Below are 19,754 nucleotides of genomic sequence, written 5' to 3' on the forward strand. Positions count from 1 at the left end.
GTATCAGATGCGATCCAGCACGCCGTCGAGCCAGGCGAAGAAGCCTTTTGCTCCGTCGGTATTTTCCGCGAGCGGCAGCCTGTGCGCGCTGTCGGCGAGCGGCTTGCGCGGACGCGGCGGCAGGTATTTGTTGACCGGCCGCGTCCCCTGCTCCGGCATCAGGTCCATGCCACCGCGCTCTGTCACCATGATCGACACCGCCGACGCCGGGTCCGCCAAGTCGCCATAGTGCCGGGCATTGGCGGGACAGGTGCGCACGCAGGAAGGAATACGATCAACCTCCTCCATGGTCTCGTTGTAGATGCGGTCGATGCAGAGCGTGCATTTCTTCATCACCCCGGCCGCCAGGTCCATCTCGCGCGCGCCATACGGGCAGGCCCAGGCACAGAGCCCGCAACCGATGCACATGTCCTCGTCGACCAGGACTATCCCGTCCTCGGCGCGCTTGTAGGATGCGCCGGTCGGGCAAACGGTGACGCAGGGCGCGTCCTCGCAGTGCAGGCAAGATTTCGGGAAATGGACGATCCGCGCTTCGCCGGCCTCGCCGACGATCTCGCCGCCTTCGGGAATCACTTCGAATGTATGGACCCGGTTCAGCCAGGCGCCGGAAACGTCCGCGCCGTAAGGATCCTGATCCGACAGGGCTGAGCCATAGCCTCCGGTGTTCCATTCCTTACATGAGACCACACAGGCGTGGCAGCCGACGCAGACGTCGAGATCGATGACGAGACCGAGCTTCTTCGGCGTCGGCTGAGCGGGAAGAAGCGTCACTTCGCCCACTCCTGCCCGTAGCGTAGTTCGGCCAATATCTCAGGCGACCGCCCGGGCTCCGATACCGGCGCGAAGCGCGGCTCGCTCATTTCGGCCGGTTCAGCCTTTTCGATGCGCACGCGCAAATCGTACCAGGCCGCCTGGCCGGTGATCGGATCGGAGTTCGACCATCGCATGCCGTCGCCCTTCGGCGGTAGAAGTTCGTTGATCAAGTGGTTCATCAGGAAGCCATTTCTGGCTTCCGGCACGTCACGATCAAGTCCCCAGGCTCCTTCCCGCTTGCCGAGCGCGTTCCAGGTCCAGATCGTCGAGGAGTTTACCGCCTCCATCCGCGCGATCTCGACCCTGATGCGGCCGTGATGGGAGATCAGGAAAACCCAGTCGCCATCGACGAGATCAAGTTCGTCGCAGATGGGTCCCGGCACGTAGAGCGGGTTCTTCGTGTGGATCTGGCGCAGCCAGGCGTTCATCGAACCCCAGGAATGGTACATCGCGGCCGGCCGCTGCGTGATCGCGTGATACGGATAGGTTTGGCGGTCGACGATTTCCTCCTCGAATGGCCGGTACCAGAACGGCAACGGATCGAAGGTGTCGAGGATGCGACGGCGATGCGTTTCCGGCGCGAAAGGCTCGCGCAGCCCTTCCGCCGACAGCCGGAATTTCTGCAGTGATTCTTGGTAGAGCTGGAAGGTGACCGGCTGCGGCGTGTCGAAGAAGCCCATGCGGACGGCGAAATCCTGGTACGCCTTGTTGGCATGCTTGAAAAACTGAGCTTCGAGCGGGATATGCGCCGAGAAGAATGAGCCGTTCTCGATATAACGCTTGAGCTGATCGGGATTGCCGGCGCCGCGGCCGACTCGGTCGCCGTTCGGCCCGCGAAAACCAGCCAGCGGTCCGATGCCTGGCCTGCGCTCATGGCGCACGATATAGTCGGCGTAATCGCTGTAGAGCGCGCGGCCACGATGGTCGACGAAGCCCGGCAGCTTCAGACGCGCGCCGAGATCGAGAAGCACGGTCTGGAAGCCGCGCACGTCACGGTCAGGCTCCACCACCGGCCAGCGGATCGCATCCTGTACGGCGTCCGGCTCCGAGATCGGCCGGTCGAGCATGGAGATGCAGTCGTGACGCTCGAGATAGGTCGTGTCCGGCAAGATCAGATCGGCATAGGCCACCATTTCCGATGCATATGCGTCTGAATAGATGATTTTCGGGATGCGGTATTCGCCGGTCGCGAGATCCTTGTCCTCCAGCATCTTTATGACGCCGGCCGTGTTCATGGACGAATTCCACGCCATGTTGGCCATGTAGAGGAACAGAACATCGATCGGATAGGGGTCGCCGGCATGCGCATTGGAGATGACCATGTGCATCAGGCCGTGCACCGAGACCGGCGCATCCCACGAAAAAGCCTTGTCGAGGCGCGTCGGCTTGCCGTCGGCGTCGATGAGCAGGTCTTCAGGCCCGCGCGGAAAACCGAGATGCGGGCCAGACAGCGGCTTGTTGGAACCGAAATGCTCGGCCTTTCCATGCGGCGTCGGGTGCGCTTCGACCGGCTTCGGATAGGGCGGCTCGAAGCGGAATGCGCCTGGGCAATCGACGGCGCCTATCAACACCTGCAGCATGTGCAGCGCACGCGCCGTCTGGAAACCGTTCGAATGGGCCGACAGGCCACGCATTGCGTGGAAGGACACCGGCCGGCCGACGAAGCTGTCGTGGCGCTCGCCATTCATGTCGGTCCAGGGCTGGTCGATGGTAATGGCTTCGTCGAAGGCGACACGGGCGATCTCGGCGGCCAGTCCGCGAATGACTTCGGCAGCGACGCCGGTCTCGCCGGCGACAGCCTCAGGTGCGTATTTCGGATCGAGATATTTTTCCGCGAGAAGCTGGAAGGATGGCACCGCGAAGCGTCCGTTCTCGAGCGTATAGCGCCCCGACAGCGCCGGCCGCGCGCCAGCGGTACCCGGCGCAACGACGCGCTCGGTGACCGTTTCGAACACCAGCGCCTTACCCTCCGCGTCGCGTGCGAAAAGCCCGTGCTCGGCGGTTCCCGGTGCGTCGATGACCAGCCACGGCGCGTTGGAATAACGCATCAGGTAATCGACGTCGATCTTTCGCGCCTTCAGCAATTCATGAACGACGGCCAGGATCAGCAGCCCGTCTGTACCGGGGCGAATGCCGATCCAGTTGTCGGCGACCGCCGAATAGCCGGTCCGCACGGGATTGACCGAGACGAAGCGCGCGCCGTTCTGCTTGACCTTGGCGATGCCCATCTTGAGCGGATTGGAATCATGGTCTTCGGCGACGCCGAACATGACGAACAGCTTCGTCCGGTCCCAGTCCGGTGCTCCGAACTCCCAGAACGCTCCGCCGATGGTCATGATGCCGGCTGCGGCCATGTTGACCGAACAGAAGCCGCCATGGGCGGCGTAGTTGGGCGTGCCGAACTGCTGCGCCCAGAAGCCGGTGAGCGACTGCGACTGGTCGCGACCGGTGAAGAAGGCGAGTTTTTCGGATCGGACTGGCGCACGCCATCGAGCCAGCCCGTTGCGATGCCCAGAGCCTCTTCCCACGAGATTTCAAGGAACTCGCCTGAACCGCGCGGTCCGGTGCGCTTGAGCGGCGCCCTGAGCCGCGCCGGCGCGTAATGCTGCATGATGCCGGCCGAGCCCTTGGCGCAGAGCACGCCGCGATTGACTGGATGGTCGCGGTTGCCTTCGATGTAGCGGATTTTGCCGTCCTTGATGTGCACGTTGATGCCGCAGCGGCATGCGCACATGTAGCAGGTCGTCTTGCGCACTTCGTCGCCGACCGGCTCGGACAGCGCGACACGCGGAGTGGAATTCATCGGCGGAGCTCCTCCGCCAATGTCTACAGACGCCCTACCCCAAATGAAATGCCCGAAAACGCCATTTCAGAGGAAAATTTGTATAGACATAAGCGCCGGGTCGGGAAATTCTGTCCGGCCTACCGGATCGCGCGCCGTTCAGTTGCTGACGACGATGCGGGTGTTGCCCGGTCCGATCTGCTTCACCAGCGCGTAGAATTTGGCGGCGTTGGCGGTCGCCAGCCTGACGCAGCCATGCGACGCCGGTCGGCCGAGTCTCTTGATGTAGCTGGTGCCGTGGATGGCGTAGCCGCCGTGGTAAAATACGGAATAGGGCATGGGCGACATGTCGTATTTGCGCGAATGCCACATTCTGTGCATGCGCTTGGGCCGCCAGGTTCCACGCGGCGTGATGTAGCCCTTGCGCGCGGTCGAAACCTTCCAGGTGTGGATGACGCGGCCGTGCCTCACCACGGTCATCGTCTGCGTGGAAATGTTGACGTTGGCGACGAGGCTTGCCGCCCAACTCTGCGCGGGAACGCCCAACAGCATCGCCGAGAACGCAATGGCGAGAAAAATTCGGTTTCTCATGTAATCGACCCCTCAAAAACTCGAAAAGCCTAGCGTCCCCCTTGGCAATCGGTCTGTGAAGAACGTTACACTCAGTTCCTAAGAATTTCCCAAACTGCGCAGCCTTCGGGCCGAACAACTTCCCGTGAAGGTTGCTACTGGCTGGGCCCCTCGGGCTCGCATTGCGGCTTGCCAAATCGGGTCCAACCCTGCTCAATTCCGCGCATGTACGAAAAGCTTTTCGCGACGATAGACGAGCGCGTCGACGACCTGGCCGCGCTGACGTCGGACCTGATACGCTTTCCGACGGTGAACCCGCCCGGCGACGGCTACCGGGCCTGCGCGGAATACATCGGCGCTCGGCTGAAGAAGCGCGGTTTCGGCGTCGAGATTATCCGCGCAGAGGGCACTCCGGGCGATACCGACCGCTATCCGCGGATCAATGTGGTGGCGCGCTTCGATGGCCGCACGCAGGGCCAGACCGTCCATTTCAATTCGCATATCGACGTGGTGGAGGCAGGCGAAGGCTGGACGGTCGATCCCTTCGGCGGCGTGATCCGTGACGGCCGGGTCTATGGCCGCGGCGCGTGCGACATGAAGGGCGGCCTGGCCGCGTCGATCATCGCGGCCGAAGCGTTCATGGACGTCTATCCGGACTTCCCAGGCGCCATCGAGATTTCGGGCACCGCCGACGAAGAATCCGGCGGCTTTGGAGGCGTCGCCTATCTGGCGCGCAAGGGATATTTCTCCAAACCCAAGGTCGACCACGTCATCATTCCCGAACCGCTGAACAAGGACCGCATCTGCCTCGGCCATCGCGGCGTGTGGTGGGCCGAGATCGAGACGAAGGGGGAAATCGCGCACGGCTCGATGCCATTCCTCGGCGACTGCGCGGTGCGCCACATGGGCGCCGTGCTCGAGGCATTCGAGAAAGAGCTGTTTCCCGCGCTCGACCGCAAGCAGACCCGTATGCCGGTGGTGCCCAAGGGCGCGCGGCGCTCGACCATGAACATCAACTCGATCCATGGCGGCCAGACCGACGACTTCCGTCCCGGCCTCCCCTCGCCCAACGTGCCGGACTGGTGCCGAGTGACCATAGACCGGCGCTTTCTGCTGGAAGAGAACATCGGCGAGGTCAAGAGCGAAGTGACGGCGATCCTCGACCGGCTGAAGCGCGAACGGCCGAAATTCGACTACGACATACGCGACATCATGGAAGTGCAGCCACTGATGACCGAGCGCGACGCGCCCGTTGTCTCGGCGGTGGCGCAAGGCATCCGCGAGGTCTTCGACCGCGAACCCGACTACGTCATCTCGCCCGGCACCTACGACCAGAAACATGTGTCGCGCATCGGCCATCTCCACGACTGCATCGCCTATGGACCCGGCATCCTCGACCTTGCGCACCGCCCGGACGAATGGGTCGGCATCGCCGACATGGTCGAATCGGCCAAGGTCATGGCGGTCGGCCTCAATCTTCTGCTGCGCGGCCCTTCGGCGCGGTGAGCGGCGGGCAGGAAAAGAATCCACCGGCGAGCGCCGATAGCAAGAAACGCGATTTACTCGCGGTGGAAATCACGCTTCTATCCAGCCGGAATTCCGGAACAGGAGTAGGTTCAATGAAGACTTGGAAATCGATCCTCGCGGCTGGGCTGCTGGCGCTGGCGTCGAGCAGCGCGGCGCTGGCTGCGAGAACCGACCTGGTGCTGGGCATTCCGCTCGAGCCGCCGCACCTTGACCCGACAGCGGGCGCTGCCGCGGCGATCGACGAGGTTCTTTACGCCAATGTCTTCGAGGGCCTGACGCAGATCGGGCCGAACGGCGAAGTGCTGCCGGCGCTGGCCGAGAGCTGGACCATTTCCGACGACAGCAAGGTCTACACCTTCAAGCTCCGCGCCGGGGTGAAATATCATGACGGCAGCGACTTCAACGCCGACGACGTGAAGTTCTCGCTCGACCGCGCCCGCGCCGAAGACTCCACCAATGCCCAGAAGGCGCTGTTTGCCGCGATAGACACGGTCGAGACGGTCGATCCGGGCACCGTGAAGGTGACGCTGAAGAACCCGCAAGGCTCCTTTCTCTACAATATGGGATGGGGCGATGCAGTGATCGTCGCGCCCGAATCGGCCGGGACCAACAAGGAAAAGCCGATCGGCACCGGCCCGTTCAAGTTCGACAACTGGGCCAAGGGCTCGGCCATCAGGCTCGTCAAGAACGACGGCTACTGGGGCGACCCTATCGCGCTCGACAAGGCCGAGTTCCGCATCATTCCGGACGCCGCCGCGGCGGTTCCGGCGCTTCTGTCGGGCGACGTCCAGGCGCTGCCCAATTTCCAGCTCGGCGACGCGCTGCCGCAGGTCCAGGCCGATCCGCGCTTCAAGGTGGTCATCGGCTCGACCGAAGGCGAAACGGTCCTGTCGATCAACAACAAGAAGCCGCCCTTCGACGATCTGAAAGTCCGCCAGGCAATTGCCCACGCACTCGATCGCAAGGCGATCATCGACGGCGCCTCGGGCGGCTTCGGCGTGCCGATCGGCTCGCACTTCGCTCCGCACAACCCGGCCTATGTCGACCTGACCGGCACCTATCCGCACGACGTCGAAAAGGCCAAGGCGCTCTTGAAGGAGGCCGGCTTCGGGGATGGCATCAAGGCGACGCTGAAGCTTCCGCCGGTCGGCTATGCCCGGGACGGCGGCCAGATCGTCGCATCGCAACTGCGCGAGATCGGCATCGAACTGGAGATCATTCCGGTCGAGTGGGCCGACTGGCTGAAGCAGGTGTTCACCGAAAAGGATTACGACCTTTCGATCGTGTCGCACACCGAGCCCAACGACATCGATATCTATTCGCGCAAGGACTACTATTTCCAGTACGACAATCCGGACTTCGACAAGGTGATCGCGGAACTGAACGTCACCTCCGACGAGGCCAAGCGCAAGGAACTCTACGGCCAGGCGCAGAAGATCCTCGCCCAGGACGCGGTTGTCGGCTTCCTGTTCGAGTTGCCGAAGATCGGCATCTGGGACGTCAAGGTCGAGGGCCTGTGGGCGAATTCTCCCATACAGGCGAACGACCTGACCAAGGTAAAATGGGTGGAATAGCGATGCGGCCTCCCTTCCCCTCCTCGGGGGAGGGAGACGCTGAGTTCCCATGACGGCTTACCTCCTGAAACGCTTCCTGATCGGCGCGCTGACACTCGTCTTCGCATCGCTGGTGGTGTTTTCGGTGCTGGAGATCCTGCCTGGCGACCCGGCCCGTCTGATGCTCGGCATGAACGCATCGGAAGAGACGGTTCAGGTACTGCGCGAGCAGATGGGCCTCAACCAGCCGCTACTCCTGCGCTATCTCGACTGGGCCGGCGGGCTTCTGATGCTCGATTTCGGAAAATCCTACACCTATTCGGTCCCGGTCATCGACCTGATCGCCGAGCGCATCGTAGTCTCGCTGCCGCTCGCGATCATGGCGCTCTTTCTCTCGACCGTTATCGCCATCCCCGTCGGCGTGTTCGCCGCCCAAAGGCGCGGACGGACGGCCGACACACTGTCGATGGGCGCAGCGCAGATCGGCGTTGCGATACCGAATTTCTGGTTCGCGCTGATCCTCATCTACATTTTCGCGGTTTGGCTGCGGCTTGTCCCGGCAGGCGGTTTCCCCGGCTGGAACGCGGGTGTCTGGCCGGCCTTCAAGACATTGATCCTGCCTGCCGTGGCCCTCGCTCTGCCACAGGCCGCGATCCTCGCCCGCGTTACCCGGTCCGCACTGCTCGAAGTGCTGGGCGAAGATTATATCCGCACCGCGCGGGCCAAGGGCATGCCGCGCAGCCACGTGCTCTGGCGTCATGCGCTGCGCAACGCTATGATCCCGGTGCTGACCATTCTCGGCCTGCAATTCGCTTTCCTGCTCGCCGGCACGATCATCATCGAGAACGTCTTCTATCTTCCCGGCCTCGGCCGGCTGATCTTCCAGGCGATCACCCAGCGTGATCTCATCGTCGTCGAAAGCGTCGTCATGCTGCTGGTGGCGACGGTGATCGTCGTCAACCTGCTGGTCGATCTGTCCTACGCCATCGTCGATCCGCGGCTGAGGATCCGGCGATGACGCTGCCCGTTACAGAATTCGAGCGCGAGACCTTCGGCAGCTTCGTCGCGAAAGCTTTCGCCAACCGCTCCTTCGTCATCGGTTTTATGATCACCGCGCTGATCGCCGGCATGGCGTTGCTGTCTTTCTTCTGGACGCCCTACGATGTGACCAAGCTCATCGTCGCCGACCGCATGCAGCCGCCTTCGACAACCCATCTCTTCGGCACCGACCAGTTCGGCCGCGATGTCCTCTCGATGATCATGGTCGGTTCGCGTAATTCGATCGCGGTGGCTTTCGTCGCAGTCGGCATCGGCATGGGGCTCGGTGTGCCGCTCGGCTGCTGGGCGGCCGCCCGCGGCGGTTTTGTCGACGAAGCGGTGATGCGCTTCAACGATCTGGTCTTCGCCTTTCCCGCTCTGCTCTCGGCGGTGATGATCACCGCGATCTTCGGCCCTGGCGCGATAAACGCCATCATCGCCATCGGCATTTTCAACATACCGGTTTTTGCCCGTGTAGCGCGCGCCGGCGCGCTGGCGATCTGGCCGCGCGAATTCATCCTCGCCGCGCGCGCCGCGGGCAAGGGCAAGGCGCTGATCACCGTCGAGCACATCCTGCCCAACATCGCCAACCTGCTGCTGGTGCAGGGCACGATCCAGTTCGCGCTCGGCATCCTGGCCGAAGCTGGCCTCTCCTATCTCGGGCTCGGCGCGCAGCCGCCCATGCCGAGTTGGGGCCGCATGCTGTTCGACGCACAGACGCTGATGATGGTTGCGCCTTACCTGGCGCTGTTTCCGGGCTTTGCCATCGTTATCACCGTGCTCGGGCTCAACCTGCTGGGCGACGGCGTCAGCGACGTGCTCGACCCGAAATTGCGGCGGCAACGATGAGCCTGCTCGAAATTGAGAACCTGTCGCTCACGATTGGCGAGACTCCGATCCTAAAGGACATAGACCTGACTATTGATGCAGGCGAAGTGATGGGGCTGGTCGGCGAGTCCGGCTCCGGCAAGTCGATGACAGCGCTGACGGTGATGCAGCTGCTGCCTAACGCCGCCAGTGCCGAGGGTCGCGTCAGCTTCGACGGCATCGACATTCTCGCCGCCACTGAGGACCGGATGTGCCAACTGCGCGGCGACGACATCGGCATGGTATTCCAGGAGCCGATGACGGCGCTGAACCCGGTCAAGACGATCGGCGAGCAGGTAGCGGAAGGCATTCGCTGGCACACCAGGGTCTCGCGAGCCGAGGCCGAAGCGCGGGCCAGGCAGATACTGGACCGGGTCGGCCTGCCTGAGCAGAAATTTCCGCTCTCGCGCTATCCGCACCAACTGTCGGGTGGCCAGCGCCAGCGCGTGGTGATCGCCATCGCCTGCGCGCTGAAGCCGAAGCTGCTGATTGCCGACGAGCCGACCACGGCGCTGGACGTCGTGCTGCAGGCGCAAATCCTGGAGTTGCTGCGCGATCTGGTGGATGAAAACCGCATGGGCCTGCTGCTGATCTCGCACGACCTCGCGGTGGTGACGCAGATGGCCGACCGCATCACCATCCTGCGCCACGGCGAGGTGATGGAGGCGGGCGAAACCGCCCAAACGCTGTCGAAGCAGGCGCACCCCTACACGCGACAACTCGCGCTCGCTTCGACCCATGTGCCGGAAAGGCGCGCGCTCTCCCCTTGAGGGGGAGATGTCGCCGAAGGCGACAGAGGGGGTGCGATCAGAAGGCACCGCCACCAGGCCGAGCACTGCCGAAGCGACCCCCTCTGGCCGCTCCGCGGCTGTCTCCCCCTCCAGGGGAGAGAAAACGCCGCTCCTCGACGTCCAAAACATCTCCCGTGCCTATCCAGGCCAGCGTCTGTCGATATTCCGCAACGCAGAACCATTTCGCGCCGTGGACGATGTCTCATTCTCTATTTCGCCCGGCCAGTCGACCGCCCTTGTCGGGCGTTCGGGTTGCGGGAAATCGACGCTCGCGCGCATGATCCTGGCGCTGGACAGGCCGACCGGCGGCGCTATCCGTTTCATGGGCGAGACGCTGACCGGCAAGGACGAGGCCGCACTGAAGCCGGCGCGGCGCAACATGCAGGTGGTGTTCCAGGATCCCTATGGCTCGTTCAATCCGCGCCACAAGGTCGAGCGGCTGGTTTCCGAACCCCTGCATCTCTTGGAAAAGCAGCCCAGCGCGGCAGAGCGGGGCGAGATGGTGGCCGCCGCCTTGCGCGAGGTAGGCCTGCGCCCGGAGGACATGGACAAGTATCCGCACGAATTTTCAGGCGGCCAGCGCCAGCGCCTGTCGATCGCGCGCGCCATCATCACGCGGCCGAAGCTGGTCGTCGCCGACGAGCCGGTTTCGGCGCTGGACGTTTCGATACGCGCGCAGATCCTCGACCTCTTTGCCGACCTGAACCAGCGGCTGGGCGTCGCTTATCTGTTCATCACCCACGATCTGACGGTCGCTCGAGCCATCACCGACGACGTGATGATCATGCACGAGGGAAAGATCGTCGAGCGCGGCCCGACCGGCGAGGTGCTCGACCATCCGCAATCGGAGGCGGCCAAGGCGCTGGTCGCAGCGGCTCCCGACCTGCACCGGGCGATCGCACGGCGGATGCAGGAGCAGGGCTAACTCGAAGGCTTCACCACATCGACCGGGCTGATGCCCAGGATATCGAGCGTGCGGCGCAGCAGACGAACTTCGTTTTCGGCGAGTTGCAGATCCGCTTTCGCGATCTCGGCCATGTGGCGCGCCAGCAGTTTGCGCCGCTCGATATCCAGTTCGCCAAACAGCGCCAGCGCCTGCGCGCCGCTGGTTTCGTAACCGAAGTCGTTGAGGTATTCGACCACGCCGTCGAGGCTCTCGTCGCTGATCCCAAACGCTTCGCGGCAGATGCGGCGGAACACGGCCATCTCACTGTCGCTGACCGTCCCGTCGGCGAGGATCATGCGGAACAAAAGCAGGAGTTCGGCCGACAGGACCGGATCGTCCGCCACCTTGCGAACGCCGGGGTCGCCGTCAAACAGCGTCCGTATGCGGGCCAGCACTCCTGTCGCCATCGAATTTTCCTTCTCGCGCGCCATGCAGGTTACGTAGCGCGAAATGCGGCTTGCGCAAACTGGCCGCGTGTGGTCGAACGCAGCATATTTTTCCTGGGCCTTTCGGCCAAACGTCCCCTGCGCAACATGTTCGATCTGGCCACAGAGACCATTGCCTTGCTGGCCGTTGCGGCCTTCTTCGCCGGCTTCATCGATTCGATCGCCGGGGGCGGCGGCCTGATAGCCGTCCCGGCGCTCCTGCTCGCCGGTCTTTCGCCGGTCGAGGCGCTCGGCACCAATAAGCTGCAAGGACTGTTCGGCTCAGGCTCCGCGACGATCGCCTATGCCTCCAAGGGCCATGTCAACCTGCGCAGGCAACTGCCTTCGGCGCTTCTGTCCCTCTGCGGAGGCGTTGCAGGCGCGCTTTTGGCAACGATCCTGCCCGGCGAGTTGCTGCGTATCGCCTTGCCTTTCGTGCTGGTCGCCATTGCGCTCTACTTCGCCCTGAAACCCAACATGGACGACATCGATCGTGCCCAGCGCCTGTCGCCGTTCCTGTTCGGGCTGCTGGTCGTGCCGGTGATCGGTTTCTACGACGGCGTTTTCGGCCCAGGTACCGGCTCGTTCTTCATGCTCGCTTTCGTGGCGCTCGCCGGATATGGCGTGCTGAAGGCGACCGCCCATACCAAGCTGCTCAACTTCGCCTCCAATATCGGCGGTTTCGCCGCCTTCGCCTTCGTCGGCGCGGTATCGTGGAAGATCGGGCTGATGATGGGCGTGGTGCAGTTTCTCGGCGCCCGCGTCGGCGCCGGGCTGGCGATCAGGAATGGCGCCAAGCTGATCAAGCCGCTACTGGTGATCACCTGCATTGCGCTCGCCGTGCGGCTGATGATGGATCCCGCGCATCCGCTGCGCACGATGCTGGGGTTTTGACGGACGTTTCGGGCCTTGCTAGGCTCCACGACAGTGGAGGCCGCATATGATCGCCGAGCCTGATGCCCTGCCGACACCCGCTCCGCCACCGGCCGGCCAATACGAGATGGTGCAGCGCGCGCCATGCCCCAGGTTGGGCGGCATAGTCTCCCGGTTGACCGGCTATCGCGAGGTGGCCGCCGGCCATTTCCGCCAGGTCGAAGCTGCATCGCTGGTGGTGCCGCTGGTCATCAATTTCAGCGGCTCGTTTGCGATCGGCCTCGGCCGTTCTCCTGGCCGCAACGACCGTTTCGGCAGCTTTGCGGCCGGCCTCTATGCCGGACCAGTGGTGATCGATTCGTTCGGGACCGCAAGCTGCGTCCAGATCGACTTCACCCCGCTCGGAGCGCGCCGGTTTTTCCGGATGCCCATGACCGAACTCACCGAACGCATGGTGGCGCTCGATGACGTGCTTGGCACGGACGGACTGGCGTTGCGCGAAAGGCTGGTGGACGAACCCGACTGGCATCAGCGCCTCGACATTGCCGAGCGTTTCGTCGAAGCCCGTATCGCCACCACCTCGCCGGCCACACCGGAAGTCGCCTGGGCATGCGGCAATGTCCTTTCCAGCGGCGGCCGTATGCCCGTGGCCGCCATCGCCCGGAATATCGGCTGGAGCCGCAAGCACCTTGCCGGACGGTTTGCCGCAGAGACCGGCATCGGCCCGAAGACATTTGCCCGTATAGTCCGCTTCAACCGCGCGCTGACGCTCAGCCGGACTGGAACCGACGGCTGGGCCGGCATCGCCGCCGAATGCGGCTATTCCGACCAGGCCCATCTGGCGCGCGAGTTTCGCGAGATGGCGGGCGCAACGCCGGGCTCGTGGCAGGCGCAAATCGCCTGAAGGTAACATTTCTTCAAGACCGCCGGACCCGCCGGCTGGCAGATTGGGTTTATCCCGACCGAACCCAATGAAGGAGTCTCCCATGTCCCCCTCAGAAAATATCGAAGCGCCACGCATTTACGCGACTTTCCGTTACAAGGACGCAGCCAGGATGATCGACTGGCTGACTGAAGCCTTCGGCTTTACCCTTCATGCCAGATACGCCGACGCCAACGGCCTAATCCAGCATGCGCAACTTGCCTTTGGCTCCTCCATGATCATGCTCGGCACCGTGCGCGACGACGAATACGGCAGGATGGTCGGCGGGCCGGGCGAAAACGGCGGAAAGTCCGTCTACATTGCCGTGGGCGATACCGACGCCACCTACGAGCGCGCCAAGGCCGCGGGCGCAAAAATCCTCGAGGAACCGACCGACCGCGACTATGGCAGCCGCGACTTCATCTGCGCCGATCCGGAGGGCAATGTTTGGTCGTTCGGCACCTACTGGCCGAAGGCGAACGAACCGGCGATGACCTGAGAGGCGTGGGATGCGCGACGACCAGCACAAGGCGCGACTGCCCGTAGTGCTATCTCCGGGCGAAGGCCGCATCTACCGGATGTCGACGATGCGCGCCGTCTTCAAGGCCGACGGCGAGGAGACCGCGAACCGCTACTGCGTCTCGGAATGGTGGCTGCAGCCGGGCAGCAATGGTCCAGGCGCGCACTCTCACGAAGCGAACGATGAGATTTTCTGGGTTATCGAGGGAACGCCGTCGCTGTTGATCGGCGACGAGTGGATCGACGCTCCGACCGGAAGCTGCATCGTGATCCCAGCCGGCGTCACGCACGATTTCGCAAACAGGACGCAAGCCCTCGCCGCCTTGTTCAACGTGTTCATCCCCGGCGACTTCGAGCCGAAAATGCCTGCAATCGTAAAATGGTTCGAGGAGAACAGTTGAGCGCCGATCAGCGCGCCGCCGCGAAGATCGCGTCGCAGTCGAGATGGGTTTCAAGCTGGGCGGCGATCTCGTCCAGCGCCCGCTCGACTTCGGCGCGGTAGTCGACGCCGCCTCCCTTGACGCCCAGGCTTTCCAGGAAGCGGGCGCGAAACCGGTCGGCCCCGAACAGCCCGTGCATGTAGGTGCCGAACACCTTGCCGTCCGCCGATGTCGCGCCGTCCTCGATGCCGTCGATGACGGCTGCCGGGCGCAGGCAATCCGGACCCGTAGTCCTGCCGAGATGGATCTCGTAACCTTCCAACGGCACGCCGAAATGCGTCGAATGCGCGGTCACGTTGCGCACCGTCTTTTCCGGCTCCATAACCGTCTCGATGTCGAGAAGGCCGAGCCCTTCCGCCTCTTTCACGCTGCCCTCGATGCCGTCGGGGTCGCGGACCGTCCTGCCCAGCATCTGGTAGCCGCCGCAAAGGCCGACAACATGGCCGCCGCGCCGCCTGTGTTCGAGGAGATCGCGATCCCAGCCGTTTTCGCGAAATTTGAGCAAATCGCCGATCGTCGATTTCGAGCCGGGGATGACGACCAGCCCGGCGTCCTGCGGCAGCCTTTCACCTGGCTTCACGAACACCACCTCCACCTGCGGCTCGGCGCGCAAGGGGTCGAGATCGTCGAAATTCGAAATTCGCCCGAGCACCGGCACCGCCACCTTGAGCGCGCGGCGCTCGCCAGCCGCCAGCCGCTCCAGAACTACCAGATCTTCGGAGGGCAGCATCGCCGCCGCCTTCAGCCACGGCACCACGCCGAAGCAGCGCCAGCCGGTGAATTGTTCGATCGCGGCGATACCGTCATCGAACAGCGTCACGTCGCCGCGAAACTTGTTGATGAGGTAGCCGACGATCATGCGCCGGTCTTCTTCGGGCAGAATCAGGTGCGTGCCAGCGACCGACGCGATGACACCGCCGCGATCGATGTCGCCGACGAGCACGACCGGCACATCCGTCCGCGTCGCGAAGCCCATATTGGCGATGTCACGCGGCCTAAGGTTGATTTCGGCCGGAGACCCCGCCCCTTCGACGATGACTATGTCGGCGCCCGCGCCGACCTTTTTCCAGGAATCGAGCACGGCGTCGAACAGCCGGCTCTTCAGCGCCTGGTAGTCCCGCGCCCGCGCTTCGCCGAACACCCTGCCCTGCACGATGACCTGCGCGCCGACATCGCTTTGCGGCTTGAGCAGCACCGGGTTCATGTGGATCGACGGCGCCACGCCACAGGCGATCGCCTGCAGCCATTGCGCGCGGCCGATCTCACCGCCACCCGGCTCGCCCGGAATATCGGCCACGGCGGCGTTGTTCGACATGTTCTGCGGCTTGAACGGCCGCACCTTCAGTCCGCGATTTCGCGCGGCGCGGCACAGGCCCGCGACCAGCACCGTCTTGCCGACATCCGAACCCGTGCCCTGCAGCATGATCGCCTTGGCCATGGTCAGTGCTCGCTCTCTGAGATCGTGCCAGTCACCGTTGAGCGCTCGGCCAGCGGCCCGCCGCGCCAGAGATAAAGCGCCAGCAACGGCTCGTTTCCAGTCCTCATCGCATGATTGACGCCGGTCGCGTGATGGATGACTTCGCCGGCTTCGCGCAGCCTAAACGGCTGGTCGGCCATGCGCCACTCCGCGCCGCCGGTCAGCGGAATGTAGATCTCCTCGGCGACGTGATGATGGTCGGGATAGAGAATATTCGGACCGAGGATCAGGAAGCCGCCGGCGATCGCGTCATTGGCGAAATGCCCGCGCGTGCCGAACAGCTCCAGCCAGCAGTAATTGTCGATGAAGCGCTGGCCGAAATCGGAAGTCGTATAAGTCTGGCCCCAATGAAGCGCGTGCCGATGCTCGGCCAGCAGGCCGGCAAGCGGCCGTGCTTGCGGAGGCGCGAGTTCGGCCGCCCGATCGAGATGATCAAGGCACGCCAGCTGGTTAGGCTGAAGCGGCCGGGCCGACATCGACCAGTCGATGCCGCCGGTAAAGCCGCGAAGCGTCTCGTCGTCGAGCGCGGCCAGATAGTCGCGGAAGCTCCAGAGCAGTTCATCGAAAATTGTCGTCAAGCACAGGCTCCGGAAGTGTTTTCATGCACATCGGCTCCGCATGGGAGCGGGTTGCGCGGGCGCATCATTGGTCTAGATTGAGCCTCACGCATAGCCAAAAACGTCAGGGAGGACGCCATGGACGCCGCTGTGGGCCCGACCGCCGACCAGTTCGACTTGAACGAGGATCAGCGCGCCATTCAGGAAATGGCCGAGGCATTCGCCGCCGATCGCGTCGCTCCCAATGCGCTCGAATGGGACCGGAACCATCATTTTCCGAGCGACGTGATCCGCGAGACCGGTCCGCTCGGGCTCGGCGGCATCTATATAGCGGAGGATGTCGGCGGCTCCGGGCTCGGCCGCCTCGACGCGGTGCTGATTTTCGAGGCGCTGTCGCGCGCCTGCCCCGGCTTCGCCTCGTTCATCTCGATCCACAACATGGCGTCGTGGATGATCGACAAGTTCGGCAGCGACGAGCAGCGCCAGCGGCTGCTGCCGAAACTGACTTCGATGGAATGGCTGGGCAGCTATTGCCTGACCGAGCCCGGCTCGGGTTCGGATGCGGCGGCATTGAAGACCAGGGCGGTGCGCAGCCCCGGCAACGGCGGCGACTATGTCGTGAACGGCGCGAAACAGTTCATTTCAGGCGCCGGCGACAGCGACGTCTACGTGACCATGGTCCGCACCGGCGAGGAGGGTCCGAAGGGCATCTCGACGCTGGTCATCCCGAAGGACGCGCCGGGCCTGTCGTTCGGCGCGCTCGAAAACAAGATGGGCTGGCACATGCAGTCGACCCGGCAGGTGATCTTCGAGGACTGCAAGGTTCCGGCCGAAAACCTGCTGTCGGGCGAAGGCGCGGGCTTCGGCATCGCCATGGCGGGGCTCGATGGTGGACGACTAAACATCGCCGCATGCTCGCTGGGCGGCGCGCAATCGGCCCTCGACAAAGCGATCACCTATACCGCCGAGCGCAAGGCTTTCGGCAAGGCGATCAACCAGTTCCAGGCGCTGCAGTTCAAGCTCGCCGACATGGAAACGGAATTGCAGGCGGCGCGGATTTTTCTCTACACGGCCGCCTCGAAGCTCGACCGCAAGGCGCCGGACGCCGGCAAATGGTCGGCAATGGCCAAGCGCTTCGTCACCGACACCGGCTTCAACGTCGCCAACGACGCGCTGCAACTGCATGGCGGCTACGGGTACCTGCACGACTACGGCATCGAGAAACTAGTGCGCGATCTGCGCGTCCACCAGATCCTCGAAGGCACCAACGAGATCATGCGCGTCATCATCGCACGCTCGCTGGTCGGGCGCTGAAACAGGAAATACCGGGAGAGACTGATGACGACGATCGGCTTCATAGGCCTCGGCAATATGGGCAACCCGATGGCCGCAAATCTGGTCAAGGCCGGGCACACGGTTCACGGTTTCGATCTTGTCCCGGAGAACCTCAAAACGGCGCGCGACAATGGCGTCGTGGTCATGGCCAACGGCGTCGCGGCGGCCAAGGACGCTGAAATCGTCATCACCATGCTTCCTGCCGGCAAGCATGTCCTGTCGGTCTATGAGGACATCGCGCCGAAGGCCGCGAAGGGAACGCTGTTCATCGACAGCTCGACCATCGATGTCGATTCGGCGCGCAAGGCCCATGCGGTCGCCGCCAAGCACGGTCTGCTGTCGATCGATGCGCCGGTTTCGGGCGGCACCGGCGGGGCTGCCGCAGGCACCCTCACCTTCATGGCCGGCGGCTCGAAGGAGGCTTTCGCCAAGGCCGAGCCTGTGCTGCAACCAATGGCCGGGCGCATCGTCAACTGCGGCGATGCGGGGGCAGGCCAGGCAGCAAAAATCTGCAACAACATGATCCTCGGCGTCTCGATGATCGGGGTTGCCGAGGCGTTCGTGCTGGCCGAGAAGCTCGGCCTGTCGCATCAGGCGCTGTTCGACGTGGCGTCGACTTCGTCCGGCCAGTGCTGGTCCCTGACGACCTACTGCCCGGTGCCCGGGCCGGTGCCCAACTCTCCCTCCAATCGCGACTACCAGCCGGGCTTTGCGGCGGCGCTGATGCTGAAGGATCTCAAGCTGGCGCAGGAGGCCGCGCAGCAATCAGGGGCGGTGACGCCGCTCGGCGCCGAAGCAGCCCAGCTTTATGCGTTGTTCAACGCGCAGGGGAACAGCGCAGTGGATTTTTCCGGCATCATAAAATTCCTGCGCGGCGAAGCGGCGTGATCTTTGCCGGCTGCGACTTTCTTCAACGAACCGACCAAAATCGTTGCAAATTTAGGTTTGCTTAAGCTCTCGATAACCGCGCAGTAACAATGTCCGGATAGAACGGATCAAGGGCGGTCATTCGCAGTCGCCCCACCGCTCCGGATCAGGTCTCGCGTACCGGAGCCGTTACTTTCGCAGCGTTTGTGTCGCGAAAGGCCATGCGTTTTGTTGGCAAAGCCGTGTTCCTCCGTAGCCGGACGAGCGCGGTCTTTGCCGTGAACCATGTCCGTCGGTCTGAAATCTACGTCCCACTTCCGGCATCATATCCTGACGGAGGCGTCGGGAATCGGGACATTGTCCTTGTTGACCAGAACGATCGGCGCGTCGGAACCGTCGATCCGGACCACCAGCAGGCGCATGTCCCATTGTCCTCCGTTGCGGACTGCGTGCGAGATTGCAGAGCCGCTTCCCTTGTCCCCGTGGATCGGAATATCGAGCTTCGCATCCCCGGTGCCGTCCCAATTGACGGTGACATTGCCGTTGATCCAAAAGCTGTCGTCCAGATCGGCTCCGATCGCTGCCTTCACACGATCGTCGGCACGAATTGAATCCATTGTCATCTGGTAAGCTTCGCTGCTCTTCATAAAGTAGGGAATTCCGACGATCAGCCCGGCAGCGCTACCAATCATCACGATCCAGATGAGCAGCCCGGCGATCGCCCAGTTGCGCTGGGTCCTGCGGAAATGCTCCGCGTCATGCCAGTAACGGTTGCGCCAGGCCCAACGGCTGCCCCGCGCGCCAAGCACGAATATCATCACGATATTGACCACCGGTATCAGCGCCAGCAGCGCAACGTATGTGCTGTTCCCGATCCCCCATATCCAGTTCAAGAAAAACGCACCCCAATTCCAGCGATCGAGTTCCGCCGGGATTTCGGCCGGTTGATTGAGCGGTTGACCGGCCATGATGCAGTTCCCCCCGTCATTGCCCGCGAATGCGCGGGCGCGGTTCCTGACCTATCCGCGCGGCTCGAACTGCACGTCGATGGGCGGGCGAAGCGCGTTCGCCAGCCGGTTTGTCTGGTTGGCCATGCCGACCACGGCAAGAAGTTCCATCATCTGCGCTTCGCTCATGCCCAGCTTGCGCGCCGACGCCGTATGCGAATAGGTGCAGTATTCGCAGCCATTCGTCGCCGATACAGCGATATAGATCATTTCCTTGACCAATGGATCCAGCGCACCCGGCGCCATCACTTCCTTGATCGTTTCCCAGGTTCGCTTGAGCACGGCCGGGTCGTGCGCGAGCACCTTCCAGAAATTATTGACCCAGTCGACCTGGCGCGTCGCCATTATGTCGTCATAGACGGCGCGCACGGCCTCGTCGGCCATCTCGTATTCGATAAGAGGTACGAGCGGTTTTCCGGTCATCGACAAACTCTCTTCTGGTGCG

Annotated in this window: 17 protein-coding genes and 2 pseudogenes; 11 read left to right on the forward strand and 8 right to left on the reverse strand. The window is 63.4% G+C overall.

Annotated elements, in window-relative coordinates; all coding sequences use genetic code 11:
• Window positions 1–3: 3 nt before the first annotated feature.
• The 3 genes and pseudogenes from ACG873_RS14135 to ACG873_RS14145 all read right to left on the reverse strand — a co-directional run bounded on the left by ACG873_RS14135 (window position 4) and on the right by ACG873_RS14145 (window position 4,186).
• On the reverse strand, window positions 4–771 hold the full coding sequence (locus ACG873_RS14135; protein WP_394892502.1) for a 4Fe-4S dicluster domain-containing protein: 768 nt from the start codon (window positions 769–771) through the stop codon (window positions 4–6).
• Window positions 768–3,616, reverse strand: a pseudogene (locus tag ACG873_RS14140) (molybdopterin oxidoreductase family protein). The gene ACG873_RS14135 and the pseudogene ACG873_RS14140 overlap by 4 nt, the downstream one beginning before the upstream one ends.
• Window positions 3,617–3,754: 138 nt before the next feature.
• On the reverse strand, window positions 3,755–4,186 hold the full coding sequence (locus ACG873_RS14145) for a L,D-transpeptidase (protein ID WP_394892504.1): 432 nt from the start codon (window positions 4,184–4,186) through the stop codon (window positions 3,755–3,757).
• 204 nt (window positions 4,187–4,390) lie between these two features.
• On the opposite strand from ACG873_RS14145, the gene ACG873_RS14150 reads away from it, so the two are divergent.
• The 5 genes and pseudogenes from ACG873_RS14150 to ACG873_RS14170 all read left to right on the forward strand — a co-directional run bounded on the left by ACG873_RS14150 (window position 4,391) and on the right by ACG873_RS14170 (window position 10,866).
• A complete protein-coding gene (locus ACG873_RS14150) occupies window positions 4,391–5,671 on the forward strand; it encodes an acetylornithine deacetylase/succinyl-diaminopimelate desuccinylase family protein (protein WP_394892505.1) in 1,281 nt (426 codons plus the stop codon).
• 113 nt (window positions 5,672–5,784) lie between these two features.
• On the forward strand, window positions 5,785–7,266 hold the full coding sequence (locus ACG873_RS14155; RefSeq protein WP_394892507.1) for an ABC transporter substrate-binding protein: 1,482 nt from the start codon (window positions 5,785–5,787) through the stop codon (window positions 7,264–7,266).
• A gap of 49 nt (window positions 7,267–7,315) precedes the next feature.
• The gene (locus tag ACG873_RS14160) at window positions 7,316–8,263 is read left to right on the forward strand and encodes an ABC transporter permease (RefSeq protein WP_394892509.1); all 948 of its coding nucleotides are present in this window, start codon (window positions 7,316–7,318) and stop codon (window positions 8,261–8,263) included.
• A complete protein-coding gene (locus tag ACG873_RS14165; protein WP_394892511.1) occupies window positions 8,260–9,132 on the forward strand; it encodes an ABC transporter permease in 873 nt (290 codons plus the stop codon). The genes ACG873_RS14160 and ACG873_RS14165 overlap by 4 nt, the downstream gene beginning before the upstream one ends.
• Window positions 9,129–10,866: pseudogene (locus tag ACG873_RS14170) on the forward strand (ABC transporter ATP-binding protein). Before ACG873_RS14165 ends, ACG873_RS14170 begins: the two are co-directional and overlap by 4 nt.
• Here ACG873_RS14170 and ACG873_RS14175 read toward each other — a convergent pair.
• Complete coding sequence (locus ACG873_RS14175) at window positions 10,863–11,294, reverse strand: TerB family tellurite resistance protein (protein WP_394892512.1); 432 nt, start codon at window positions 11,292–11,294, stop codon at window positions 10,863–10,865. The pseudogene ACG873_RS14170 and the gene ACG873_RS14175 sit on opposite strands and share 4 nt — an antisense overlap.
• 126 nt (window positions 11,295–11,420) lie before the next feature.
• Between ACG873_RS14175 and ACG873_RS14180 the strand changes: the two genes are divergently transcribed.
• The 4 genes from ACG873_RS14180 to ACG873_RS14195 all read left to right on the forward strand — a co-directional run bounded on the left by ACG873_RS14180 (window position 11,421) and on the right by ACG873_RS14195 (window position 14,027).
• Window positions 11,421–12,206, forward strand: a complete 786-nt coding sequence (locus ACG873_RS14180; protein WP_394893505.1) for a TSUP family transporter — start codon at window positions 11,421–11,423, stop codon at window positions 12,204–12,206.
• 46 nt (window positions 12,207–12,252) lie between these two features.
• Window positions 12,253–13,089, forward strand: a complete 837-nt coding sequence (locus ACG873_RS14185) for a helix-turn-helix domain-containing protein (protein WP_394892513.1) — start codon at window positions 12,253–12,255, stop codon at window positions 13,087–13,089.
• A gap of 82 nt (window positions 13,090–13,171) precedes the next feature.
• Window positions 13,172–13,606: a VOC family protein gene (locus ACG873_RS14190; protein ID WP_394892514.1), complete on the forward strand. Its 435-nt coding sequence runs from the start codon at window positions 13,172–13,174 to the stop codon at window positions 13,604–13,606.
• A 10-nt stretch (window positions 13,607–13,616) separates the two neighbouring features.
• A complete protein-coding gene (locus ACG873_RS14195; protein ID WP_394892515.1) occupies window positions 13,617–14,027 on the forward strand; it encodes a cupin domain-containing protein in 411 nt (136 codons plus the stop codon).
• 7 nt (window positions 14,028–14,034) lie between these two features.
• On the opposite strand, the gene ACG873_RS14200 is transcribed toward ACG873_RS14195, so the two are convergent.
• Window positions 14,035–15,504, reverse strand: coding sequence for a cobyric acid synthase (locus ACG873_RS14200; RefSeq protein WP_394892516.1), 1,470 nt, complete (start codon window positions 15,502–15,504; stop codon window positions 14,035–14,037).
• A gap of 2 nt (window positions 15,505–15,506) precedes the next feature.
• Window positions 15,507–16,121, reverse strand: a complete 615-nt coding sequence (locus ACG873_RS14205) for a dimethylsulfonioproprionate lyase family protein (protein WP_394892517.1) — start codon at window positions 16,119–16,121, stop codon at window positions 15,507–15,509.
• Between the two features lie 117 nt (window positions 16,122–16,238).
• Between ACG873_RS14205 and ACG873_RS14210 the strand changes: the two genes are divergently transcribed.
• Window positions 16,239–17,414 (forward strand): isobutyryl-CoA dehydrogenase, encoded by a 1,176-nt coding sequence (locus ACG873_RS14210; RefSeq protein WP_394892518.1) that lies wholly within the window; start codon window positions 16,239–16,241, stop codon window positions 17,412–17,414.
• A 24-nt stretch (window positions 17,415–17,438) separates the two neighbouring features.
• Window positions 17,439–18,323, forward strand: coding sequence for a 3-hydroxyisobutyrate dehydrogenase (gene mmsB, locus ACG873_RS14215; protein WP_394892519.1), 885 nt, complete (start codon window positions 17,439–17,441; stop codon window positions 18,321–18,323).
• Window positions 18,324–18,625: 302 nt separating this feature from the next.
• On the opposite strand, the gene ACG873_RS14220 is transcribed toward mmsB, so the two are convergent.
• Together ACG873_RS14220 and ACG873_RS14225 are read right to left on the reverse strand one after the other, a co-directional pair.
• Window positions 18,626–19,270 carry a cytochrome c oxidase assembly factor Coa1 family protein gene (locus tag ACG873_RS14220; RefSeq protein ID WP_394892521.1) on the reverse strand — a complete coding sequence of 215 codons (645 nt, stop codon included), beginning with the start codon at window positions 19,268–19,270 and terminating at the stop codon, window positions 18,626–18,628.
• A 51-nt stretch (window positions 19,271–19,321) separates the two neighbouring features.
• Window positions 19,322–19,732 (reverse strand): carboxymuconolactone decarboxylase family protein, encoded by a 411-nt coding sequence (locus ACG873_RS14225; RefSeq protein ID WP_394892522.1) that lies wholly within the window; start codon window positions 19,730–19,732, stop codon window positions 19,322–19,324.
• Between the last annotated feature and the right edge of the window lie 22 nt (window positions 19,733–19,754).

The sequence above is a fragment of the Allomesorhizobium aridi genome, from assembly GCF_043769475.1.
GTDB lineage: Bacteria > Pseudomonadota > Alphaproteobacteria > Rhizobiales > Rhizobiaceae > Allomesorhizobium.

Excerpts from the sequence above, each read along its gene's own strand:
- ACG873_RS14145 (WP_394892504.1), bottom strand. The coding sequence starts at position 4,186 with ATGAGAAACCGAATTTTTCTCGCCATTGCGTTCTCGGCGATGCTGTTG.
- ACG873_RS14150 (WP_394892505.1), top strand. The coding sequence starts at position 4,391 with ATGTACGAAAAGCTTTTCGCGACGATAGACGAGCGCGTCGACGACCTG.
- ACG873_RS14155 (WP_394892507.1), top strand. The coding sequence starts at position 5,785 with ATGAAGACTTGGAAATCGATCCTCGCGGCTGGGCTGCTGGCGCTGGCG.
- ACG873_RS14160 (WP_394892509.1), top strand. The coding sequence starts at position 7,316 with ATGACGGCTTACCTCCTGAAACGCTTCCTGATCGGCGCGCTGACACTC.
- ACG873_RS14165 (WP_394892511.1), top strand. The coding sequence starts at position 8,260 with ATGACGCTGCCCGTTACAGAATTCGAGCGCGAGACCTTCGGCAGCTTC.
- ACG873_RS14175 (WP_394892512.1), bottom strand. The coding sequence starts at position 11,294 with ATGGCGACAGGAGTGCTGGCCCGCATACGGACGCTGTTTGACGGCGAC.
- ACG873_RS14180 (WP_394893505.1), top strand. The coding sequence starts at position 11,421 with ATGTTCGATCTGGCCACAGAGACCATTGCCTTGCTGGCCGTTGCGGCC.
- ACG873_RS14185 (WP_394892513.1), top strand. The coding sequence starts at position 12,253 with ATGATCGCCGAGCCTGATGCCCTGCCGACACCCGCTCCGCCACCGGCC.
- ACG873_RS14190 (WP_394892514.1), top strand. The coding sequence starts at position 13,172 with ATGTCCCCCTCAGAAAATATCGAAGCGCCACGCATTTACGCGACTTTC.
- ACG873_RS14195 (WP_394892515.1), top strand. The coding sequence starts at position 13,617 with ATGCGCGACGACCAGCACAAGGCGCGACTGCCCGTAGTGCTATCTCCG.
- ACG873_RS14200 (WP_394892516.1), bottom strand. The coding sequence starts at position 15,504 with ATGGCCAAGGCGATCATGCTGCAGGGCACGGGTTCGGATGTCGGCAAG.
- ACG873_RS14210 (WP_394892518.1), top strand. The coding sequence starts at position 16,239 with ATGGACGCCGCTGTGGGCCCGACCGCCGACCAGTTCGACTTGAACGAG.
- mmsB (WP_394892519.1), top strand. The coding sequence starts at position 17,439 with ATGACGACGATCGGCTTCATAGGCCTCGGCAATATGGGCAACCCGATG.
- ACG873_RS14220 (WP_394892521.1), bottom strand. The coding sequence starts at position 19,270 with ATGGCCGGTCAACCGCTCAATCAACCGGCCGAAATCCCGGCGGAACTC.
- ACG873_RS14225 (WP_394892522.1), bottom strand. The coding sequence starts at position 19,732 with ATGACCGGAAAACCGCTCGTACCTCTTATCGAATACGAGATGGCCGAC.